The organism is Actinomadura sp. NPDC049382 (assembly GCF_040677125.1).
Classification (GTDB): domain Bacteria; phylum Actinomycetota; class Actinomycetes; order Streptosporangiales; family Streptosporangiaceae; genus Spirillospora; species Spirillospora geliboluensis.
The window spans coordinates 1-15,554 of the sequence record NZ_JBFARO010000054.1; the positions used below are offsets into that span (position 1 = coordinate 1).

Consider the following 15,554-nt stretch of genomic DNA (forward strand, 5'->3'; position numbering starts at 1 on the left):
GGCGGCGCTGTGTCGGGCGCGGCGCTGAGTCAGGCGCCGCGCCGAGTCAGGCGCCGCGCCGAGTCAGGCGCCGCGCTGGGTCAGGCGCCCTCGCAGGCGTCCGCGAGGACCTCCAGGAGGCGCAGCGGGTCGGGCAGCGAGTCGCGCTCGGGCGGCCGCACCCAGGCCACCTCGCGCCCGTACGGCAGCACGGACGGCGGCGCGACCACGTAGCTGTCGCGGCAGTGCCACCGCATGCCCGGCGTCTCGGCGACGTCCTCCGGCAGGGTGTCGAGGTGGCACGACCACCACTCGTCCTCGTCGACGGGCGCGCCGCGGGTCGCGACGAAGAACAGGTACCGCTCGCCCCCGAACGACGCGACCGGACCGACGGGAAGCTCGTCCCGCTCGATCCGGTCGAGGGCGATGGCGCCGGCGGCGGCCGGGACGTCGAACACGTCGAAGACCCGGCCCGTCGGCAGGATGATGTTGGCCTGCGGGCGTTTCTCCCACCAGCGCGCGATCACGTCGGGGTCGACGCTGGCCTGGTGCGCCCACGCCGCCGATACCGGATGCGCGCCCGGGTCGGGACACCCGATCCGGTCGCAGGAGCACGCCCGGTCGGCGCCGACGTGGGCGCCCGGATAGCACGGCCATCCGAGCTCCGCGTACTCCCGCGCGACCGCGGCCATCCGGTTGTTCCGTGCCGCCTTCTGCCGCCTGTGCCCAGTGACCGCCAGCATCTCGCCCCCCAATAGCCCAAGGTCGCGCGTGGGTTCCTTGGTTACCGATGATGCCCGTACGTGTCACGCCCAGACACGGCAACCCCCAGAAAACGACCCTAAGTAACTAGGGACCGTCCTGGCCTGCGTCAGGACGCCATCCTGGCGGCCTCGGTCGCCCAGTAGGTGAGGACCATGTCGGCGCCGGCGCGGCGGATCGAGACCAGCGACTCCATGATGGTGCGCTCGCGGTCGATCCAGCCCTTCTCGGCGGCCGCCTCGATCATCGCGTACTCGCCGCTCACCTGGTAGGCGGCGACGGGCACGTCCACCGTGTCGCGGACGCGGCGGACGATGTCGAGGTAGGCGCCCGCTGGCTTCACCATGACCATGTCGGCGCCCTCGTCGAGGTCGAGGAGCACCTCGCGGATCGACTCGTCGGCGTTCGCCGGGTCCTGCTGGTGGGTGGAGCGGTCGCCGAACTGCGGCGCGCACTCGGCGGCGTCGCGGAACGGGCCGTAGTACGCCGACGCGTACTTCACCGAGTACGCCAGGATCGCGACGTCGGGGTGGCCGGCGGCGTCCAGCGCCCCCCGGATCGCGCCGACCTGGCCGTCCATCATGCCGGACGGGCCGACCACGGCCGCGCCCGCCGCGGCCTGCGCGACCGCGATCGAGGCGTACCGCTCCAGCGTCGCGTCGTTGTCGATCTCGCCCGCGTCGGTGAGGATGCCGCAGTGCCCGTGGTCGGTGTACTCGTCCAGGCACAGGTCCGTCATGACGACGGCGGCGTCGCCGAGGTCGGCCGCCAGGTCGCGCAGCGCGAGCTGGACGATCCCGTCGGGGTCGTCGGCGCCGGAGCCGGTGCCGTCCTTCACCGCCGGGATCCCGAACAGGATGATGCCGCCGACGCCGGCCTCGGCCGCCTCGTGCGCGGCCTTGCGCAGGCTGTCGCGGGTGTGCTGGAACACGCCCGGCATGGACGCGACCGGCTGCGGCTCGGTGATCCCCTCCTTGACGAACATCGGCAGGATGAGATCGGCCGGCGCGAGCCGCGTCTCGGCGGTCAGCCGGCGCAGCGCGGGCGTGCGGCGCAGCCGCCGCGGCCGGGCGACGGGAAACTGTGCGGACATGGGTTCCTCTGGATGGTCTACTTCCGGCGCCGGGCCCCCCGGCGCATCTGGCTGGGCTTGCGGAGCGGGTCCCCCGCCTCGATCTGGGCCGCCCGCCGGTTCGCACCGTACTCCGCGAGCGCCTCGGCGAGGGCCGATACCGACGGCTTCTCCGCCATCACGTCGACGCGCAGCCCGTACTCCTGCGCGGTCTTGGCGGTCTGCGGCCCGATCACCGCGATCACCGTCACGTTGTGCGGCTTGCCGGCGATGCCGATCAGGTTCTTCACCGTGGACGACGAGGTGAACAGCACCGCGTCGAACCCGCCGCCCTTGATCGCCTCGCGGATCGGGGCGGGCGGCGGCGCGGCGCGGACCGTCCGGTAGGCGGTCACGTCCTCGCACTCCCAGCCGAGCTCGGTCAGCCGGGCGATCAGCACGTCGGTGGCGATGTCGGCGCGCGGCAGCAGCACCCGGTTGATCGGGTCGAGGTCCTCGTCGTAGGGCGGCCACTCGCGGGCCAGGCCCTCGCCGGACTGCTCCCCGGCCGGGACGAGGTCGGGCTGGATGCCGAACTCGACCAGCGCGGCCGCGGTCTGCTCGCCGACGGCGGCGACCTTCAGCCCGGCGAACGCGCGGGCGTCGAGGCCGTAGTCGACGAACTTCTCCCGGATCGCCTTGACCGCGTTGGTGGAGGTGAACACCACCCACTCGTAGCGGCCGGTGACGAGGCCCTTGACGGCACGGTCCATCTGCTGGGGGGTGCGCGGCGGCTCGACGGAGATCGTCGGGACCTCGTCCGGGACGGCCCCGTACCCGCGGAGCTGGTCCGACAGGGTCGCGGCCTGCTCCTTGGTGCGCGGCACCAGCACCCGCCAGCCGAACAGCGGCTTGGTCTCGAACCACGACAGCCGGTCGCGCCAGGCCACGACGTCCCCCACGATGATCATGGCGGGCGACTCCATGCCCTTGGTGTCGGCCGCGAGCCTGCTCAGCGTCGAGACGACCGTCTCCTGCTCGGTGGTGGTGCCGAGGCTCGTCATGGCGGCCGGGGTGGAGTCGGGGCGCCCGGCCGCGACCAGGCCCTTGGCCACGTCGGCGACCGCGCCCTCCGCGCCGGTGATGACGAGCGTCGCGGAGTCGCTCGCGAACGCCTCCCAGTCGACGCCGCCGGACGAGGCGTCCACGAACCGGAACTCGCGGTGCTCGGGGTCGGTCAGCGGGATGCCCGCGTAGCCCGGCACGCCGGTCACCGCGGACACGCCCGGCACGACCTCGAACGGCACGCCCGCCTTGTGCAGCGCGGCGCCCTCGGCGGCCAGTCCGCAGGCGACGCCCGGGTCGCCGGCGAACATCCGGACCACGCGCCGGCCGGCCTTGGCGGCGCGGACGGCCATCTTCACCGGGTCGCCCTCGGCGGTGTCGACGATCTCGGCGTCCGCGCGGCAGTGCGCGAGGACGTCGTCGGGGCAGTGCGCGCGGCTGACGATGACGGTGTCGGCGCGCTCCAGCTCGGCGGCGGCGCGCAGCGTCAGCAGCCCCGGGTCACCCGGGCCCATGCCGACGATCGCGACCGTCCCCGGCTCCGTCGTCCGGCGCGCCGCCGGGGACGCGCCCGGGGCCGCGCCCTTGGTGCTCCTGGCGGCCTTGCTCTCGCCCGCCCTGCTCTCGGCGGCGGTGCTCTTCGCGGCGGGGCTCAATCGCGCTCCCCCATCAACTGGTCGGCCCCCTGCGCGAGCAGCCGGGCCGCGAGGTCGCGGCCGATCTGCTCGGCGGCATCCGGGTGGCCGCTTGCGGACAGCCTGATCTGCCGGCTCCCGTCGTACGCGGCGACGGTCGCGGTCAGATGCAGCTCTTCATCTACTTCGGCAGCGTATGTTCCCACGGGAGCGGAGCAGCCCGCCTCCAGCACCGCCAGGATCGTCCGCTCGGCGGTGACGGCGCGCCTGGTCGGGGCGTCGTCGACCGTTCCAAGCAGCTCCAGCAGGTCGGTGCGGTCGGCGCGGCATTCGAGGGCGAGCGAGCCCTGGCCGGGCGCGGGCAGCATCTGGTCGGGGTCGAAGACCTCGCCGACCTCCGCCAGCCGGCCGATGCGCTTCAGGCCCGCGTGCGCCAGCACCACGGCGTCCAGCTCGCCGTCGGCGATCTTGCGGAGCCGGGTGTCGGCGTTGCCGCGGATCGGCACGATCTCCAGGTCCGGGCGGAGCGCGCGCAGCTGCGCGACCCGGCGCGGCGAGCCGGTGCCGACGCGGGCGCCGCGCGGCAGGTCGGCCAGCTTGGACGGCCCGCACAGCGCGTCCCGCGGGTCGTCGCGGCGCGGCGTCGCGGCCAGCGCGATGCCCGGCGTCTCCGAGGTCGGCAGGTCCTTCAGCGAGTGCACGGCGAAGTCCACCTCACCGGACAGGATCTTGTCGCGGAGGGCGTTGACGAACACGCCCGTGCCGCCGATCTGGGCGAGCAGGGCCTTGGAGACGTCACCTTGCGTCGTTACCCCGACCAGCTCCACGGCATGCCCGGTCAGCCGGGTCAACGCGTCCGCGACGCCCTGCGACTGCGTCGTCGCCATCAGGCTCTTGCGGGTGCCGAGCCGCAGCGCGCGGCCCTTGCCAGTAGTCACGTCTCGTCTCCTTCACGCCCCGGGGCCGCGTGCCGGGCGCTGACCGCCCGGACGCTCGCGGCCTGGGCGTTCACCGTCTCCACGTTGACACCGTCCGGCGGCACGGCGCTCGCCACGGTGTTCGCCGACACGGGCGCGGGGCTGACGCAGTCCGCCTCCGCGCACTCCGGCGCGATCTCGGCCGCGGGCTCGTCCTCGCGCATGTCGGCGCGGGCCACCGCCTCGGGGGCCTTCGGGTCCAGGTCGAACAGCTCGCGCAGCGCGTCGGCGTAGGAGTCGCCGCCCGGCGCCGCCGCCAGCTCCTTGACCCGGACGGTCGGCGCGTGGAGCAGCTTGTCCACCACGCGCCGCACGGTCTGCTCGATCTCCTTGCGGTCCCGGTCGTCCAGTTCCGGCAGCCGGCCGGTCAGCCGGGCCAGCTCCGCGTTCACCACCTTCGCCGCCTTGCTGCGCAGCGCGACCACGGTCGGCGCGACGGCGGCGGCGCGGGCGGCGCTGAGGAACGCCTCGACCTCCTCGCACACGATCCGCCGGACCGCCTCGACGGCCGCCGGGCCGATCGCCCTCGCGGCCTCCTGCGCGGTGCGCAGGTCGTCCAGCCCGGCGAGCTCGACGCCGGGCAGCTCGCGGACGGACCGCTCGATGTCGTGCGGGAGCGCCAGGTCCAGGAAGAAGCGGCGCCGGCCGTCGTCCCCGACGCCGCGCGCCGCCAGCTGCGCGGCCGTCAGGACCAGGCCGGTCGCGCCGGTGCAGGACACCACGAGGTCGGCGCCGGCGAGCGCGTCGTCCAGGTCGGCCAGGTCGATCGCGCGGGACGGGGCGTCCAGCGACTCGGCGAGGCGGACGGCGTTCGCGTGCGTGCGGTTGGCGATCACCACCTCGCCCGCCCCGGCGCGGCTCAGCGTGGCCGCGGCCAGCGAGCTCATCGACCCGGCGCCGACCACCAGCGCGCGCACCCCGTCCAGCGGGCCGAGGTGCCGGGCGGCGACGTCCAGGCCCACGCTGACCAGCGAAGCGCCGGCCTTGTCGATGCCGGTCTCGTGGTGGGCGCGCTTGCCCACCCGCAGCGACTGCTGCAGGACGTCGTGCAGGTCGCGGCCGAGCGTCCCCTCGTCCTGCGCGAGCTTGAACGCCTGCCGGATCTGGCCGAGGATCTGGCCCTCGCCGACGACCATCGACTCCAGCCCGCACGCCACCGCGAACACGTGCTGGACGGCCCGCTCCTCGTAGTGGACGTACAGGTGCCGGGACAGGTCGTCCATCGGGACGCCGGAGTGCAGGGCCAGCAGCTCGGAGATCGCGGACACGCCGCCGTGGAACTTGTCGACCACGGCGTAGATCTCGACCCGGTTGCACGTCGAGACGATCGCGGCCTCGACGACGTTCGCCGAGTCGTGCACCGCGTGCAGCAGCTTGGCCAGGTCGTCCCCGGCCACCGCCGCCCGCTCCAGCACCGCCACGGGCGCGCTGCGGTGACTGAGACCCACCACCAGAATGCTCATGCCGCGTCCTCGCTCATGATCGCCCGCCTCACGCCCGCCCCGCCGCCGTTCCGGTTCCGGTCCCCCGCTCGACCGCGCTCATGCCTCAACCGTCTCTACGTACTGCGAAGTCCCGGGCGGCGCGTCGCCCGCGGCCAGCGGGGCGAAGCCGTCCGGCCCGCCGGCCTTGCGCTGCTCGTGGAACGCGAGGATCTGCAGCTCGATCGACAGGTCGACCTTGCGCACGTCGACCCCGTCGGGCACCGACAGCACGCCGGGGGCGAAGTTCAGGACGCTGGTCACGCCCGCGGCCACCACGCGATCGCAGACTCCCTGGGCGGCGCCCGCAGGGGTCGCGATCACGGCGATGGACACGCCGTGGCCCGCGATGATGTCCTCCAGCCGGTCGATGTGCGCCACCGTCATGCCGGAGATCTCCTGTCCGACGATGGCCTCGTCCGCGTCCAGCAGGCCCGCCACGCGGAAGCCGCGGGACGCGAAACCGCCGTAGCCGGCCAGCGCACGGCCCAGGTTACCGACCCCGATGATGGCGATCACCCAGTCCTGGGTGAGGCCGAGCTCGCGGGAGATCTGGTAGACGAGGTACTCGACCTCGTAGCCGACGCCGCGCGTGCCGTAGGAGCCGAGGTGGGACAGGTCCTTGCGGAGCTTGGCCGAGTTCACGCCGGCCGCCGCCGCCAGCTCCTCGGAGGAGACGGTCGCGACGCCGCGCTCCTGGAGCCCGGTGAGCGCCCGCAGGTACACCGGGAGCCGCGCCACGGTGGCTTCGGGGATGCCGCGGCCCGCGCGGTCGCGGTGCCGGTTCTGTCGAGGTGTCACGGCCTGCTCTTCAAGCTCGACGCTGGGGACGGGGCGCCGGATGGCCCCCTCGCCCCGGCCTGCGCGGCTCGGTAACGGCCTGACGACCGCGGCCCGACCGCCCCCAGGGCTGGCCACCAGGTTAAGCCTTTGTGAACACGCGCACAAAGTCACCCCCCGGTCGGACGGGCCGGGCGGACGCGCGGAAACGCCGCCCCACTGGGCCTTCCAGCCTACGGGCCCACAACCCGAATGTCGTTCGGATGTGACCGACCCGACACCCCCGGCGGGTTTTCGCCGGTCAGCGGAGCTTGCCGACGGCGGCGCGCAGCCGGTCCTCGTCGACCCGCCAGAAGTCGTGCTGGACGCCGTTGACCAGCGTGACCGGGATCTGCTCCCAGTACCGCTCGTAGTCGGCCTCCGACTTCGTGATGTCGCGTTCCTCCCACGCGACGCCGAGCTCGCCGGCGACCCGCTCGATCACCGCGCGGGCGTCGTCGCACAGATGGCAGCCCGGCTTGCCGAGCAGCGTGATCATGATTTCGTCCGGCATGTCACCTCCCGGGGACCCCCGGCGCCGGCAGCGGCACCTTGGCCGGGCCGAGCTTCAACTCGATCACGTTCGTGGCCAGCACGTGCGTGCGCGACTCCGCCAGGAACCGGCGCAGGTGCGCCTGGCCCCGGTGCGCGGCGAACGCCGCCTCGTCCCGGAAGAGCTGGTAGAAGATCCGCTGCGTGGGGCCGCCGACCACCTCGTGGCAGGCGAAGATCACCGTGTCCGGCTCGGCCGCCAGCGCGGCCTTCACCAGGTCGGCGGCGAGCCGGTCGAAGGCGTCCTCGCGGCCGTCCAGCAGCGTGTAGACGGTGATCTGGCCGCACGCGTTCGCCAGGTCACCGCCGGGCGCGGGCACCGGGGCGCCCGGCAGGCCGGGCAGCCCGGCGGGGCCGCCCAGGCCGTCGACGGCGGTCGGCCCGGCCGGGTTGTCGGAGAAGCGCAGCTCCTCGACCGACGGCTCCGGGAAGCGCAGCTCGCCGCGCCGCGGCTCGGGCGAGGGGGTCGGCGCCGGGACGGGCTCGGGCTTCGCCGCGTACGGCTGCTCCTCGTAGCCGGTCGCGGGCCGGTAGCCGTCCTGGTCGTCGTAGCCCTCGTACTCGTCGTAGTCGCCGTCCTCGTCGTAGACGGGGATCGTGCGCATCGCGCCGTACCAGACGAGCCCGACCGCGGCGCCGAGCGCGATCACCGCGAGCGGCGCCGGCAGGAACCCGCGGGTGCCGCTGACGACCAGCACGCCCGCGAGCGCGACCAGCGCGACCGGGATCAGCAGCTCGGCGGCCTCCTGGTCCTGCTTGCTCGCGAGCCACGCGGTGACGCCGGTGCACGCGGCCAGGGACACCACCGCGACGACGTGCGCGCCGTCGATCAGCAGCAGCGGCAGCGCGTCGTAGGTGGAGCCCGGCTTGGGCAGGCTCTTGGACAGCGAGCCCTTGAGCGGGTCCAGGATGAGGATCACGATCGCGACCACCGTGTAGGAGATCGCGAAGAGCCATCCCGCGAACCGCACCTGCACGTAGCGCGCGATCAGCTCGACCATGCCGAGCGCGAGCCACACCGGCCCGATCAGCGCGGCGCCGAGTTCCATGACCCGGAACAGCGGGCCGTTGAACCCCATCATGAAGCCGAGGGCCATGCACAGCAGCGCGAGCGTCAGCCCGACCTGGGTGAAGGACCACGCGATGAGGTAGAGCAGCCGGTCCTTGTGGGCGCGCTGAACCAGCAACCCGGTGGCGGCCAGGGCGCCAAGGGTCGCCAGAAGCGCGAGAAGAGCGGAGACCATCGCGCCTAATGGTGCCCGATGCCGCGAGCGGACGGGTAACCGCGCCGCCGAAGAGCGGGAAAGGCCCCACGAAACCGGCCATTGCTTCCCGTACCTTCCGGTATCTAGAGTGGCAGATCACGCCGGAGGTCGCGTACGCCCCGAGGAGAACTGCATGAGCAGCTTGTCCCTCGATGCCGGGGTCATCCCGCTTCCTCGGCGTTCCCGGCGCGCCGAGCCCGGATCCGACCGGGCGGAGGTCCTGAAGGCGCTGGTCCTGCGCGCCCGGGACGGCGACGCCGACGCGTTCGGCTCCCTCTACGACCACTACGTCGAGCTCGTCTACCGGTACATCTACTACCGGGTCGGGACGCACTCCCTCACCGAGGACCTGACGAGCGAGACGTTCCTGCGCGCCCTCCGCCGCATCTGCGACTTCCACTGGCAGGGCAAGGACTTCGGCGCCTGGCTGGTGACGATCGCCCGGAACCTCGTCGCCGACCACTTCAAGTCCGGCCGCTACCGGCTGGAGGTCTGCACCGCCGAGCTGATCGAGCCGGCCCGCCACCACGAGGGGCCGGAGCGGACCGTCCTCGACGCGCTGACCAACCGGACGCTGCTGCTCGCCGTCCGGCGGCTCGGCTCGGAGCAGCAGGAATGCGTCGTCCTGCGGTTCCTGCACGGCCTGTCGGTCGCCGAGACCGCGCTCGTCATGGGCAAGAAGCCGGGCGCCATCAAGGCGCTGCAGTACCGCGCCGTCCGCTCCCTCGCGCGCATGCTCCCCGACGATCTGCGCCGCTGACGCGCCGGGTGGGCCGTAACCCGGCCCACCGCCCGATCGTTTCTCCGGTCAGAGGCGCAGGCGCGCCCGGCACACCGCGAGGGAGCGGCCGATGAGAACCGGGCTGTGAAGACGAGACGAGGAAGCACCATCGAGCAGGGGAACGTGCTCGCCCGGCTGCGGGCGGGCGGGGGGACGGGGCCGGATCCGCGGTTCCGCGAAGTACTGCGTGAACGGCTGGTGGCGGCCGCGGGCGACCGGGATGAAGAGTGCCGCAACCGCCGCCGGGAGGAGGGGCGCGGGGAGGCGGTTGACTAGGCTTCGCCTCATGCGGCGATTCTGGCAACGCGACGTGGACCACAAGAGCGCCGGGGAGGCCGCCGCGGCGGCAGCGGCCCCGCCCGGTCCGCTGCCCGTGCCGGACCCCGCCGCCGCGGCGTTCTTCGACGTGGACAACACGATGATGCGCGGCGCGTCCATCTACTACTTCGCGCGGGGGCTCGCCGCCCGCAAGCTGTTCACCATGCGCGACCTCGCGATGTTCGCCTGGGGGCAGGCCGCGTTCCGGCTGCGCGGCAGCGAGAACTCCGAGCACATCGGCAGCGCGAAGGAGGCCGCGCTCGCCTTCGTCGCCGGGCAGCGGGTCGACAAGATCGTCCGGCTGAGCGAGGAGATCTACGACGAGGTGATGGCGGACCGCATCTGGCACGGCACCCGCACCCTCGCCCTCGGGCACCTGGACGCGGGCCAGCAGGTCTGGCTCGTCACCGCGACGCCCGTCGAGGTGGCCCGCACGATCGCGCACCGCCTCGGCCTCACCGGCGCGCTCGGCACCGTCGCCGAGACCCGCGAGGGCGTCTACACGGGCCGGCTCGTCGGCAACCTGCTGCACGGCCCGGCCAAGTCGGAGGCCGTCCGCGCGCTCGCCGCCCGGGAGGGCCTCGACCTCGCCCGCTGCTCCGCCTACAGCGACTCGATCAACGACCTGCCGATGCTGACCGCCGTCGGCCACCCGCACGCCGTCAACCCCGACGCCGAGCTGCGCGCCCACGCCCGCGACCACGGCTGGCCGATCCACGACTTCCGCACCGGCCGCAAGGTCACCATGATCGCCCTCCCGGCCGCCGCGGGCGCAGGCGCCCTGGCCGGCGGCGTCGCCGCCGGCGTGGCCCTGCGCCGCCACTACCGCGCCTGACCCGCGCCCTCCTCGTCCGCGCCCGGGCGCGAAGTCGAGACCTATCGCGTTTTTCGGGTACGCCCTACGCTGTCCCCGTGGAACTGACGTTGCTGTCGCGGGTCGCCTGCCGGGGGCGGGACGTCACGAGCCCACGGGTGCGAGGGCTGCTCGCGCTGCTCGCCGCCGAAGCGCGGGGCGGTGCGTCCGTTGCGCGACTGGTCGAAGGGCTTTGGGCGGACGATCGTCCAGAGAACCCGGCCAAGGCGCTCCAGGTCGTGGTGTCGCGCGCGCGGTCGCAGCTAGGCGCGGACGTCATCGAGAGCACGCCCACCGGGTACCGGCTGGGGCTCGACGAGTCCGAGGTGGACGCGTGCGCCGTGCTGCTCGCTGCGGAGGCGAGTGCACAGGCCGCCCGGGACGGGAACCACGCAGCGGCGCTGGCGCATGCGGAGGAAGGGCTCGCACTGTGGGACGGGCCGCCGACACCGGATGAAGGCAGCGACCCCCTCTCCGTGTTGCGGGCCGAGCGCACCTCGACCTACGGGACGCTGCGCCGTGCGCGCGCGCTTGCGCTGGCCCGGCTCGGACGGCATCAGGAGGGATTCGACGCGCTGCGCGCTGTCGCGCACGAGTACCCGCGCGACGAAGAGGTCCTCGCCGAGCTGCTGCGATGCGAGGCCGCGACGGCGGGGCCGTCCGCCGCGCTGGCCCGCTACGAGACCTACCGGCGCTCGCTGCGCGACTCGCTCGGGACAGACCCCGGCGCGGCCCTGCAAGGCGTCCAGGAGGACCTGCTGCGCGACGAGGCCCCGGTGGTCCGGCGCGGTGTCGCGCACGAGCCGAACCCGCTGCTCGGCCGCGACGGCGACCTCGCCGCCGTCCTGGAGCTGCTGCGCACGTCCCGCGTCACCTCGATCGTGGGCACGGGCGGGCTCGGCAAGACGCGGCTGGCGCACGCGGTGGCGCGGGACGCGCCGCAGCGCGCGGTGCACGTCGTCACGCTGGCCGGCGTCGCGCGGGACGGGGACGTGGAGGGCGAGGTCGCGTCGGTGCTCGGCGTGGGCGAGGCCCGGCGGGCGCCGCGCCGCCCCGGCGGGACGCTCCCCGGGATCGTGGACGCGCTCGGCCCCGGCCCGGTCCTGCTCGTCCTGGACAACTGCGAGCACGTCGTCGACGGCGTCGCCGCCCTGGTCGGCGCCCTGGTGTCGATGACGCGGGACGTGCGGGTGCTGGCCACCAGCCGCGCGCCGCTGGGCCTGTCGTCGGAGTCGGTGTACCCGCTGCCCGCGCTCGGCCTGGACGCGGCGGTCGAGCTGTTCCGGCAGCGGGCCTCGGCCGCGCGTCCCGGCGTGCGCCTGGCGCCCGGCACCGTCGAGGAGCTGTGCCGGCACCTCGACGGGCTGCCGCTCGCGGTGGAGCTGGCGGCGGCGCGCGTCCGGGTCATGTCGGTGCCGGAGATCGCCCGCGGGCTGGACGACCGGTTCGCGCTGCTGCGCGGGAACGCCCGCGACGCGCCGTCCCGGCACCGGACGATGCACGCCGTCGTCGACTGGAGCTGGGCCCTGCTGTCGCCGTCCCGGCGCGCCGCGATGCGGGCGCTGTCGATCTTCTCCGGCGGCTTCACCCTGGACGCGGCCCGCCACCTGCTGGACGGCGACGCGCTCGACGTCCTGGACGACCTCGTCGGCCAATCGCTGCTCGCCACGGCCGAGGACGGCGCGGGCACGCGGTTCCTGATGCTGGAGAGCGTCCGCGAGTTCAGCGCGTCCCACCGCGAGGCCGAAGGGGAGACGGAGCGCGCGGTGGACGGGCTGCTCGCCTGGGCGCGCGAGTTCGGCGCGGCGCACCACGAGGAGCTGTTCGGGGCCGATCCCGTCGCGCCGCTGGACCGCGTCCGCGCCGAGCAGGACAACCTCCTCCAGGCGCTCCGGCACGGGCTCGCCCGGCGGGACGGCCCCGCGGTCGCGGCGGCCACGGCGGTGCTGGGCGGCCTGTGGACGCTGGAGTCCGCCTTCAGCCGGATGATCACGGTGGTGGAGGAGACCGCCGGCGTGCTGAGCCGGTTCCGCCCCGGCCCGCGGGACGTCGGCGTCACCCGGACGGCGCTGGCGCTGAGCGTCCTCACCACGGTCATGCTGAAGGGGCCGCGGGTCACCCGCGCGCTCGTCGCGCTGCGCCGGCTCCCGCCCGTGCAGCCGGACGGCCTCGTCCGGGCGCTGGCGGTCCTGGTCGGGTCGGCGCCCGAGATCCTGGGCCCCGACTGCGCGGCGCTCGACCGGATGCGCGCCGGCGACCGGCCGCTGCTCGCGGCCCTCGCGGACTGCGTCACCGGCTACATCCGCGAGCACGAGGGCGACCTGCCGGGCGCGCTGGAGGCCACCGAGGCGATGGCGGAGGCGGCGGAGACCGCCCCCTCGCCCTGGCTGCGGCTGATCGCCCACTCGCGGCTCAGCGAGCTGCTGATGCAGGTCGACCGGCCGGCGGAGGCCGCGCACCACCTGCGGGCCTCGCTGGACTTCCTCGACCGCTACGGCTGGCCCGACATGTTCGGGCTGCTGTGGGCGCTCGCGGCCGTCCACCTCCACCTCGGCCGGCTCGACGAGGCGGAGCGGCTGCTGGAGCAGTCCATCTCCGAGGGTCCCTACGACTCGCCGGGCATGGCCACCTTCAGCCTCGGCGCGCGCGCGGAGATCGCGTTCGGGCGCGGCGACGTCGAGACGGGCCTGCGCCTGTGGCGGGAGGCGGCGTCGCGCCTCGCGGACGAGGAACTCCCCGCCCCCGCGCTCGGCCTCGACCCGTGGACGGTGGACACCCACTGCGTCACCGTCGTCGCCCATGCGCGGCACGGGCGGCTCGACCTCGTCCAAGACCTCGCCGAAGGGCTGCCCGGCAAGCTGTCCGCGCTGCTGGCCGAGGCGGCGCACCCGCTGCCGCCCGCCGTCATGGACCTGCCCATCTGCGGCGCGCTCCTGCTGGCCCTCGCCATGATCGACGAGGACCGGACCCGCGCCGCGCGCCGGATCGCGCTGGCGGAGCGGATGCACTTCAGCCGGTCCTTCCAGCCGACCATGTCCCCCGCCGCCGCCCGCCGCGCCGCCCTCGACGCCGACGAGCCGGCGTACCGCGCCGCGGCGGCGGAGTACGCCGGCCTCTCCCGGGAGGGCCTCTGGAACGCCGCGCGGGCGCTCGCTACCGAGGCGCCTTCCGGTTGAACAGCACCTTCGACGCCGTGTAGCCGGCCACGGCGAGCCCCGCGCACCAGGCCGCGGCCGCCGTCGCGTCGGCCCCGTCCGGCGACGTGGTCAGCAGGCCGCGCAGCGTCTCGTTGATCGGCGTGAACGGCTGGTACTCGGCGAACCACCGCACCCCGGCCGGCATCGACTCCGGCGGGACGATCGCGCTGCCGAAGAACGGCAGGAACTGCACGATCATCGGCGTGTTGCTCGCGCCCTCGGGGTTCTTCGCCAGCAGCCCGAGCATGACGCCCACCCACGTCAGCGCGAACGTGAGCGCCACCAGCAGCCCCGCCGCGGCGAGCCAGTCGAGGACGCTCCCGCTCGCCCGGAACCCCATCGCGACGGCCACGCCGACGACCGCGACCGTGCTCAGCAGCGTCTGGACCATGCTGCCGATCACGTGGCCGGTCAGCAGGGAGGCCCGCGCGATGCCGAGCGTCCGGAACCGGTCCACGATGCCCTCGGTCATGTCGACGCACACCGAGACCGACGTCTGCAGGCACCCGGACGCGATCCCCATCAGGATGATCCCCGGCGCCACGTAGTTGATGTAGTCGCCCTTGGCGGCGCCGCCGACGCCGTCCCCGAGCACGTTCCCGAACACGCCGACGAACAGCACCATGATGAAGATCGGCATCATCATGCCCGCGAGCGTCAGGGACGGGTACCGCAGCGCGTGCCGCAGGTTGCGGCGCAGCATCGTCGCGGAGTCGGTCATCGCCAGTGCGAGCGCGCTCATCGTGCGACCTGCTCCTTCTGCTCCTTCTGCTCCTTCTGGCCGGTGAGGGCGAGGAACACGTCGTCCAGGTCGGGGGTGTGCACGGACAGCTCGCCGACCTCGACGGCCGCGTCCTCCAGCCGCCCGAGCAGCGCCCGCAGCGACCGGACGCCGCCGTCGCTCGGCACCTGCAGCGCGAGCGCGTCGTCGTCCCGCGCGGCCTCGCCGAGCACGCGCGCCGCCGCGTCCAGCTCGCCCGGCCCGGCGAACCGCAGCCGGACGTGCCCGCCCGGCACCAGCCGCTTCAGCTCCTCGGACGTCCCCTCGGCGACGATCCGGCCGCCGTCCAGCACCGCGATGCGGTCGGCGAGCTGGTCGGCCTCGTCCAGGTACTGCGTGGTCAGGAAGATCGTCACGCCGCCGCGCACCAGGCCGCGGACGATCTCCCAGGTCGTCCGGCGGCTGCGCGGGTCGAGCCCGGTCGTCGGCTCGTCCAGGAAGATGATCTGCGGGCTCCCGATCAGCGTCATCGCGATGTCGAGCCGCCGCCGCATCCCGCCCGAGTACGTCGCGACGGTCCGGCCCGCCGCCTCCACCAGGTCGAACCGCTCCAGCAGCTCGTCGGCGGCCCGCCGCCCGGCGGCCTTCCCCAGATGGTGGAGGTCGGCCATCAGGATGAGGTTCTCCCGCCCGGTGAGCAGCCCGTCCACCGCCGCGTACTGCCCGGTGACACCGATCGCCCTGCGCACCCCGTCGGGGTCGCGCATCAGGTCGCACCCGGCGACCCGCGCCTCGCCGCCGTCCGCCCGGATCAGCGTCGACAGGATCCGCACCGCCGTCGTCTTCCCCGCTCCGTTCGGCCCGAGCAGCGAGAACACCGTCCCGCGCGCCACCTCCAGGTCCAGCCCGTCGAGGACGGTCTTCTCCCCGAACGCCTTCCGCAGCCCGACCACCGAGATGGCCGTCTGCCTCGCCTCTATCGCCATGCGGAGAACACTGCGGCTCCCCGCCTTCACCTCGCTTTCACCCCGGCTTCACAAGGTTTCGCGACCCGGCACCCGCAAGCGCCGGGCCACTCGCCCGCGCACCCACTGCGGG

At 74.2% G+C, this 15,554-nt stretch carries 13 protein-coding genes; 3 read left to right on the forward strand and 10 right to left on the reverse strand.

All coding sequences use genetic code 11. The annotated features are described in order from the left end of the window. Nucleotides 1-80: 80 nt before the first annotated feature. From AB0K34_RS27030 to AB0K34_RS27065, 8 genes are all read right to left on the reverse strand, one after another. Entirely contained in the window at nucleotides 81-671 is a 591-nt protein-coding gene (locus AB0K34_RS27030) for a bifunctional DNA primase/polymerase (RefSeq protein ID WP_240808268.1), read from the reverse strand. A 179-nt stretch (nucleotides 672-850) separates the two neighbouring features. Continuing rightward, nucleotides 851-1,834, reverse strand: a complete 984-nt coding sequence (gene hemB / locus AB0K34_RS27035) for a porphobilinogen synthase (RefSeq protein ID WP_364551656.1) — start codon at nucleotides 1,832-1,834, stop codon at nucleotides 851-853. Between the two features lie 17 nt (nucleotides 1,835-1,851). Then, the gene (locus tag AB0K34_RS27040) at nucleotides 1,852-3,381 is read right to left on the reverse strand and encodes a uroporphyrinogen-III synthase (protein ID WP_274704646.1); all 1,530 of its coding nucleotides are present in this window, start codon (nucleotides 3,379-3,381) and stop codon (nucleotides 1,852-1,854) included. Between the two features lie 128 nt (nucleotides 3,382-3,509). Then, nucleotides 3,510-4,379, reverse strand: a complete 870-nt coding sequence (gene hemC / locus AB0K34_RS27045; RefSeq protein WP_240808271.1) for a hydroxymethylbilane synthase — start codon at nucleotides 4,377-4,379, stop codon at nucleotides 3,510-3,512. A gap of 47 nt (nucleotides 4,380-4,426) precedes the next feature. After that, nucleotides 4,427-5,932 carry a glutamyl-tRNA reductase gene (locus AB0K34_RS27050; protein ID WP_364551658.1) on the reverse strand — a complete coding sequence of 502 codons (1,506 nt, stop codon included), beginning with the start codon at nucleotides 5,930-5,932 and terminating at the stop codon, nucleotides 4,427-4,429. A gap of 78 nt (nucleotides 5,933-6,010) precedes the next feature. After that, nucleotides 6,011-6,751, reverse strand: a complete 741-nt coding sequence (locus AB0K34_RS27055) for a redox-sensing transcriptional repressor Rex (RefSeq protein ID WP_364551660.1) — start codon at nucleotides 6,749-6,751, stop codon at nucleotides 6,011-6,013. A gap of 280 nt (nucleotides 6,752-7,031) precedes the next feature. Continuing rightward, nucleotides 7,032-7,283 carry a glutaredoxin family protein gene (locus tag AB0K34_RS27060; protein WP_364551663.1) on the reverse strand — a complete coding sequence of 84 codons (252 nt, stop codon included), beginning with the start codon at nucleotides 7,281-7,283 and terminating at the stop codon, nucleotides 7,032-7,034. 1 nt (nucleotide 7,284) lies between these two features. Continuing rightward, the gene (locus AB0K34_RS27065) at nucleotides 7,285-8,565 is read right to left on the reverse strand and encodes an antibiotic biosynthesis monooxygenase (RefSeq protein ID WP_138639349.1); all 1,281 of its coding nucleotides are present in this window, start codon (nucleotides 8,563-8,565) and stop codon (nucleotides 7,285-7,287) included. Nucleotides 8,566-8,719: 154 nt separating this feature from the next. Here AB0K34_RS27065 and AB0K34_RS27070 point away from each other — a divergent pair, with 154 nt between their 5' ends. The 3 genes from AB0K34_RS27070 (at nucleotide 8,720) to AB0K34_RS27080 (ending at nucleotide 13,714) form a co-directional block, all read left to right on the forward strand. Beyond that, the gene (locus AB0K34_RS27070) at nucleotides 8,720-9,346 is read left to right on the forward strand and encodes a sigma-70 family RNA polymerase sigma factor (RefSeq protein WP_138639350.1); all 627 of its coding nucleotides are present in this window, start codon (nucleotides 8,720-8,722) and stop codon (nucleotides 9,344-9,346) included. 307 nt (nucleotides 9,347-9,653) lie between these two features. Continuing rightward, nucleotides 9,654-10,520 (forward strand): HAD-IB family hydrolase, encoded by an 867-nt coding sequence (locus AB0K34_RS27075; protein WP_301173984.1) that lies wholly within the window; start codon nucleotides 9,654-9,656, stop codon nucleotides 10,518-10,520. Nucleotides 10,521-10,597: 77 nt separating this feature from the next. Further along, nucleotides 10,598-13,714: a BTAD domain-containing putative transcriptional regulator gene (locus AB0K34_RS27080; RefSeq protein WP_364551668.1), complete on the forward strand. Its 3,117-nt coding sequence runs from the start codon at nucleotides 10,598-10,600 to the stop codon at nucleotides 13,712-13,714. Here the strand turns inward: AB0K34_RS27080 and AB0K34_RS27085 are convergent. Both AB0K34_RS27085 and AB0K34_RS27090 read right to left on the reverse strand, forming a co-directional pair. Beyond that, the gene (locus tag AB0K34_RS27085; protein ID WP_138635351.1) at nucleotides 13,692-14,477 is read right to left on the reverse strand and encodes an ABC transporter permease; all 786 of its coding nucleotides are present in this window, start codon (nucleotides 14,475-14,477) and stop codon (nucleotides 13,692-13,694) included. The two genes, AB0K34_RS27080 and AB0K34_RS27085, sit on opposite strands and share 23 nt — an antisense overlap. Next, nucleotides 14,474-15,442 (reverse strand): ATP-binding cassette domain-containing protein, encoded by a 969-nt coding sequence (locus AB0K34_RS27090; protein ID WP_138635350.1) that lies wholly within the window; start codon nucleotides 15,440-15,442, stop codon nucleotides 14,474-14,476. The genes AB0K34_RS27085 and AB0K34_RS27090 overlap by 4 nt, the downstream gene beginning before the upstream one ends. Nucleotides 15,443-15,554: the final 112 nt, after the last annotated feature.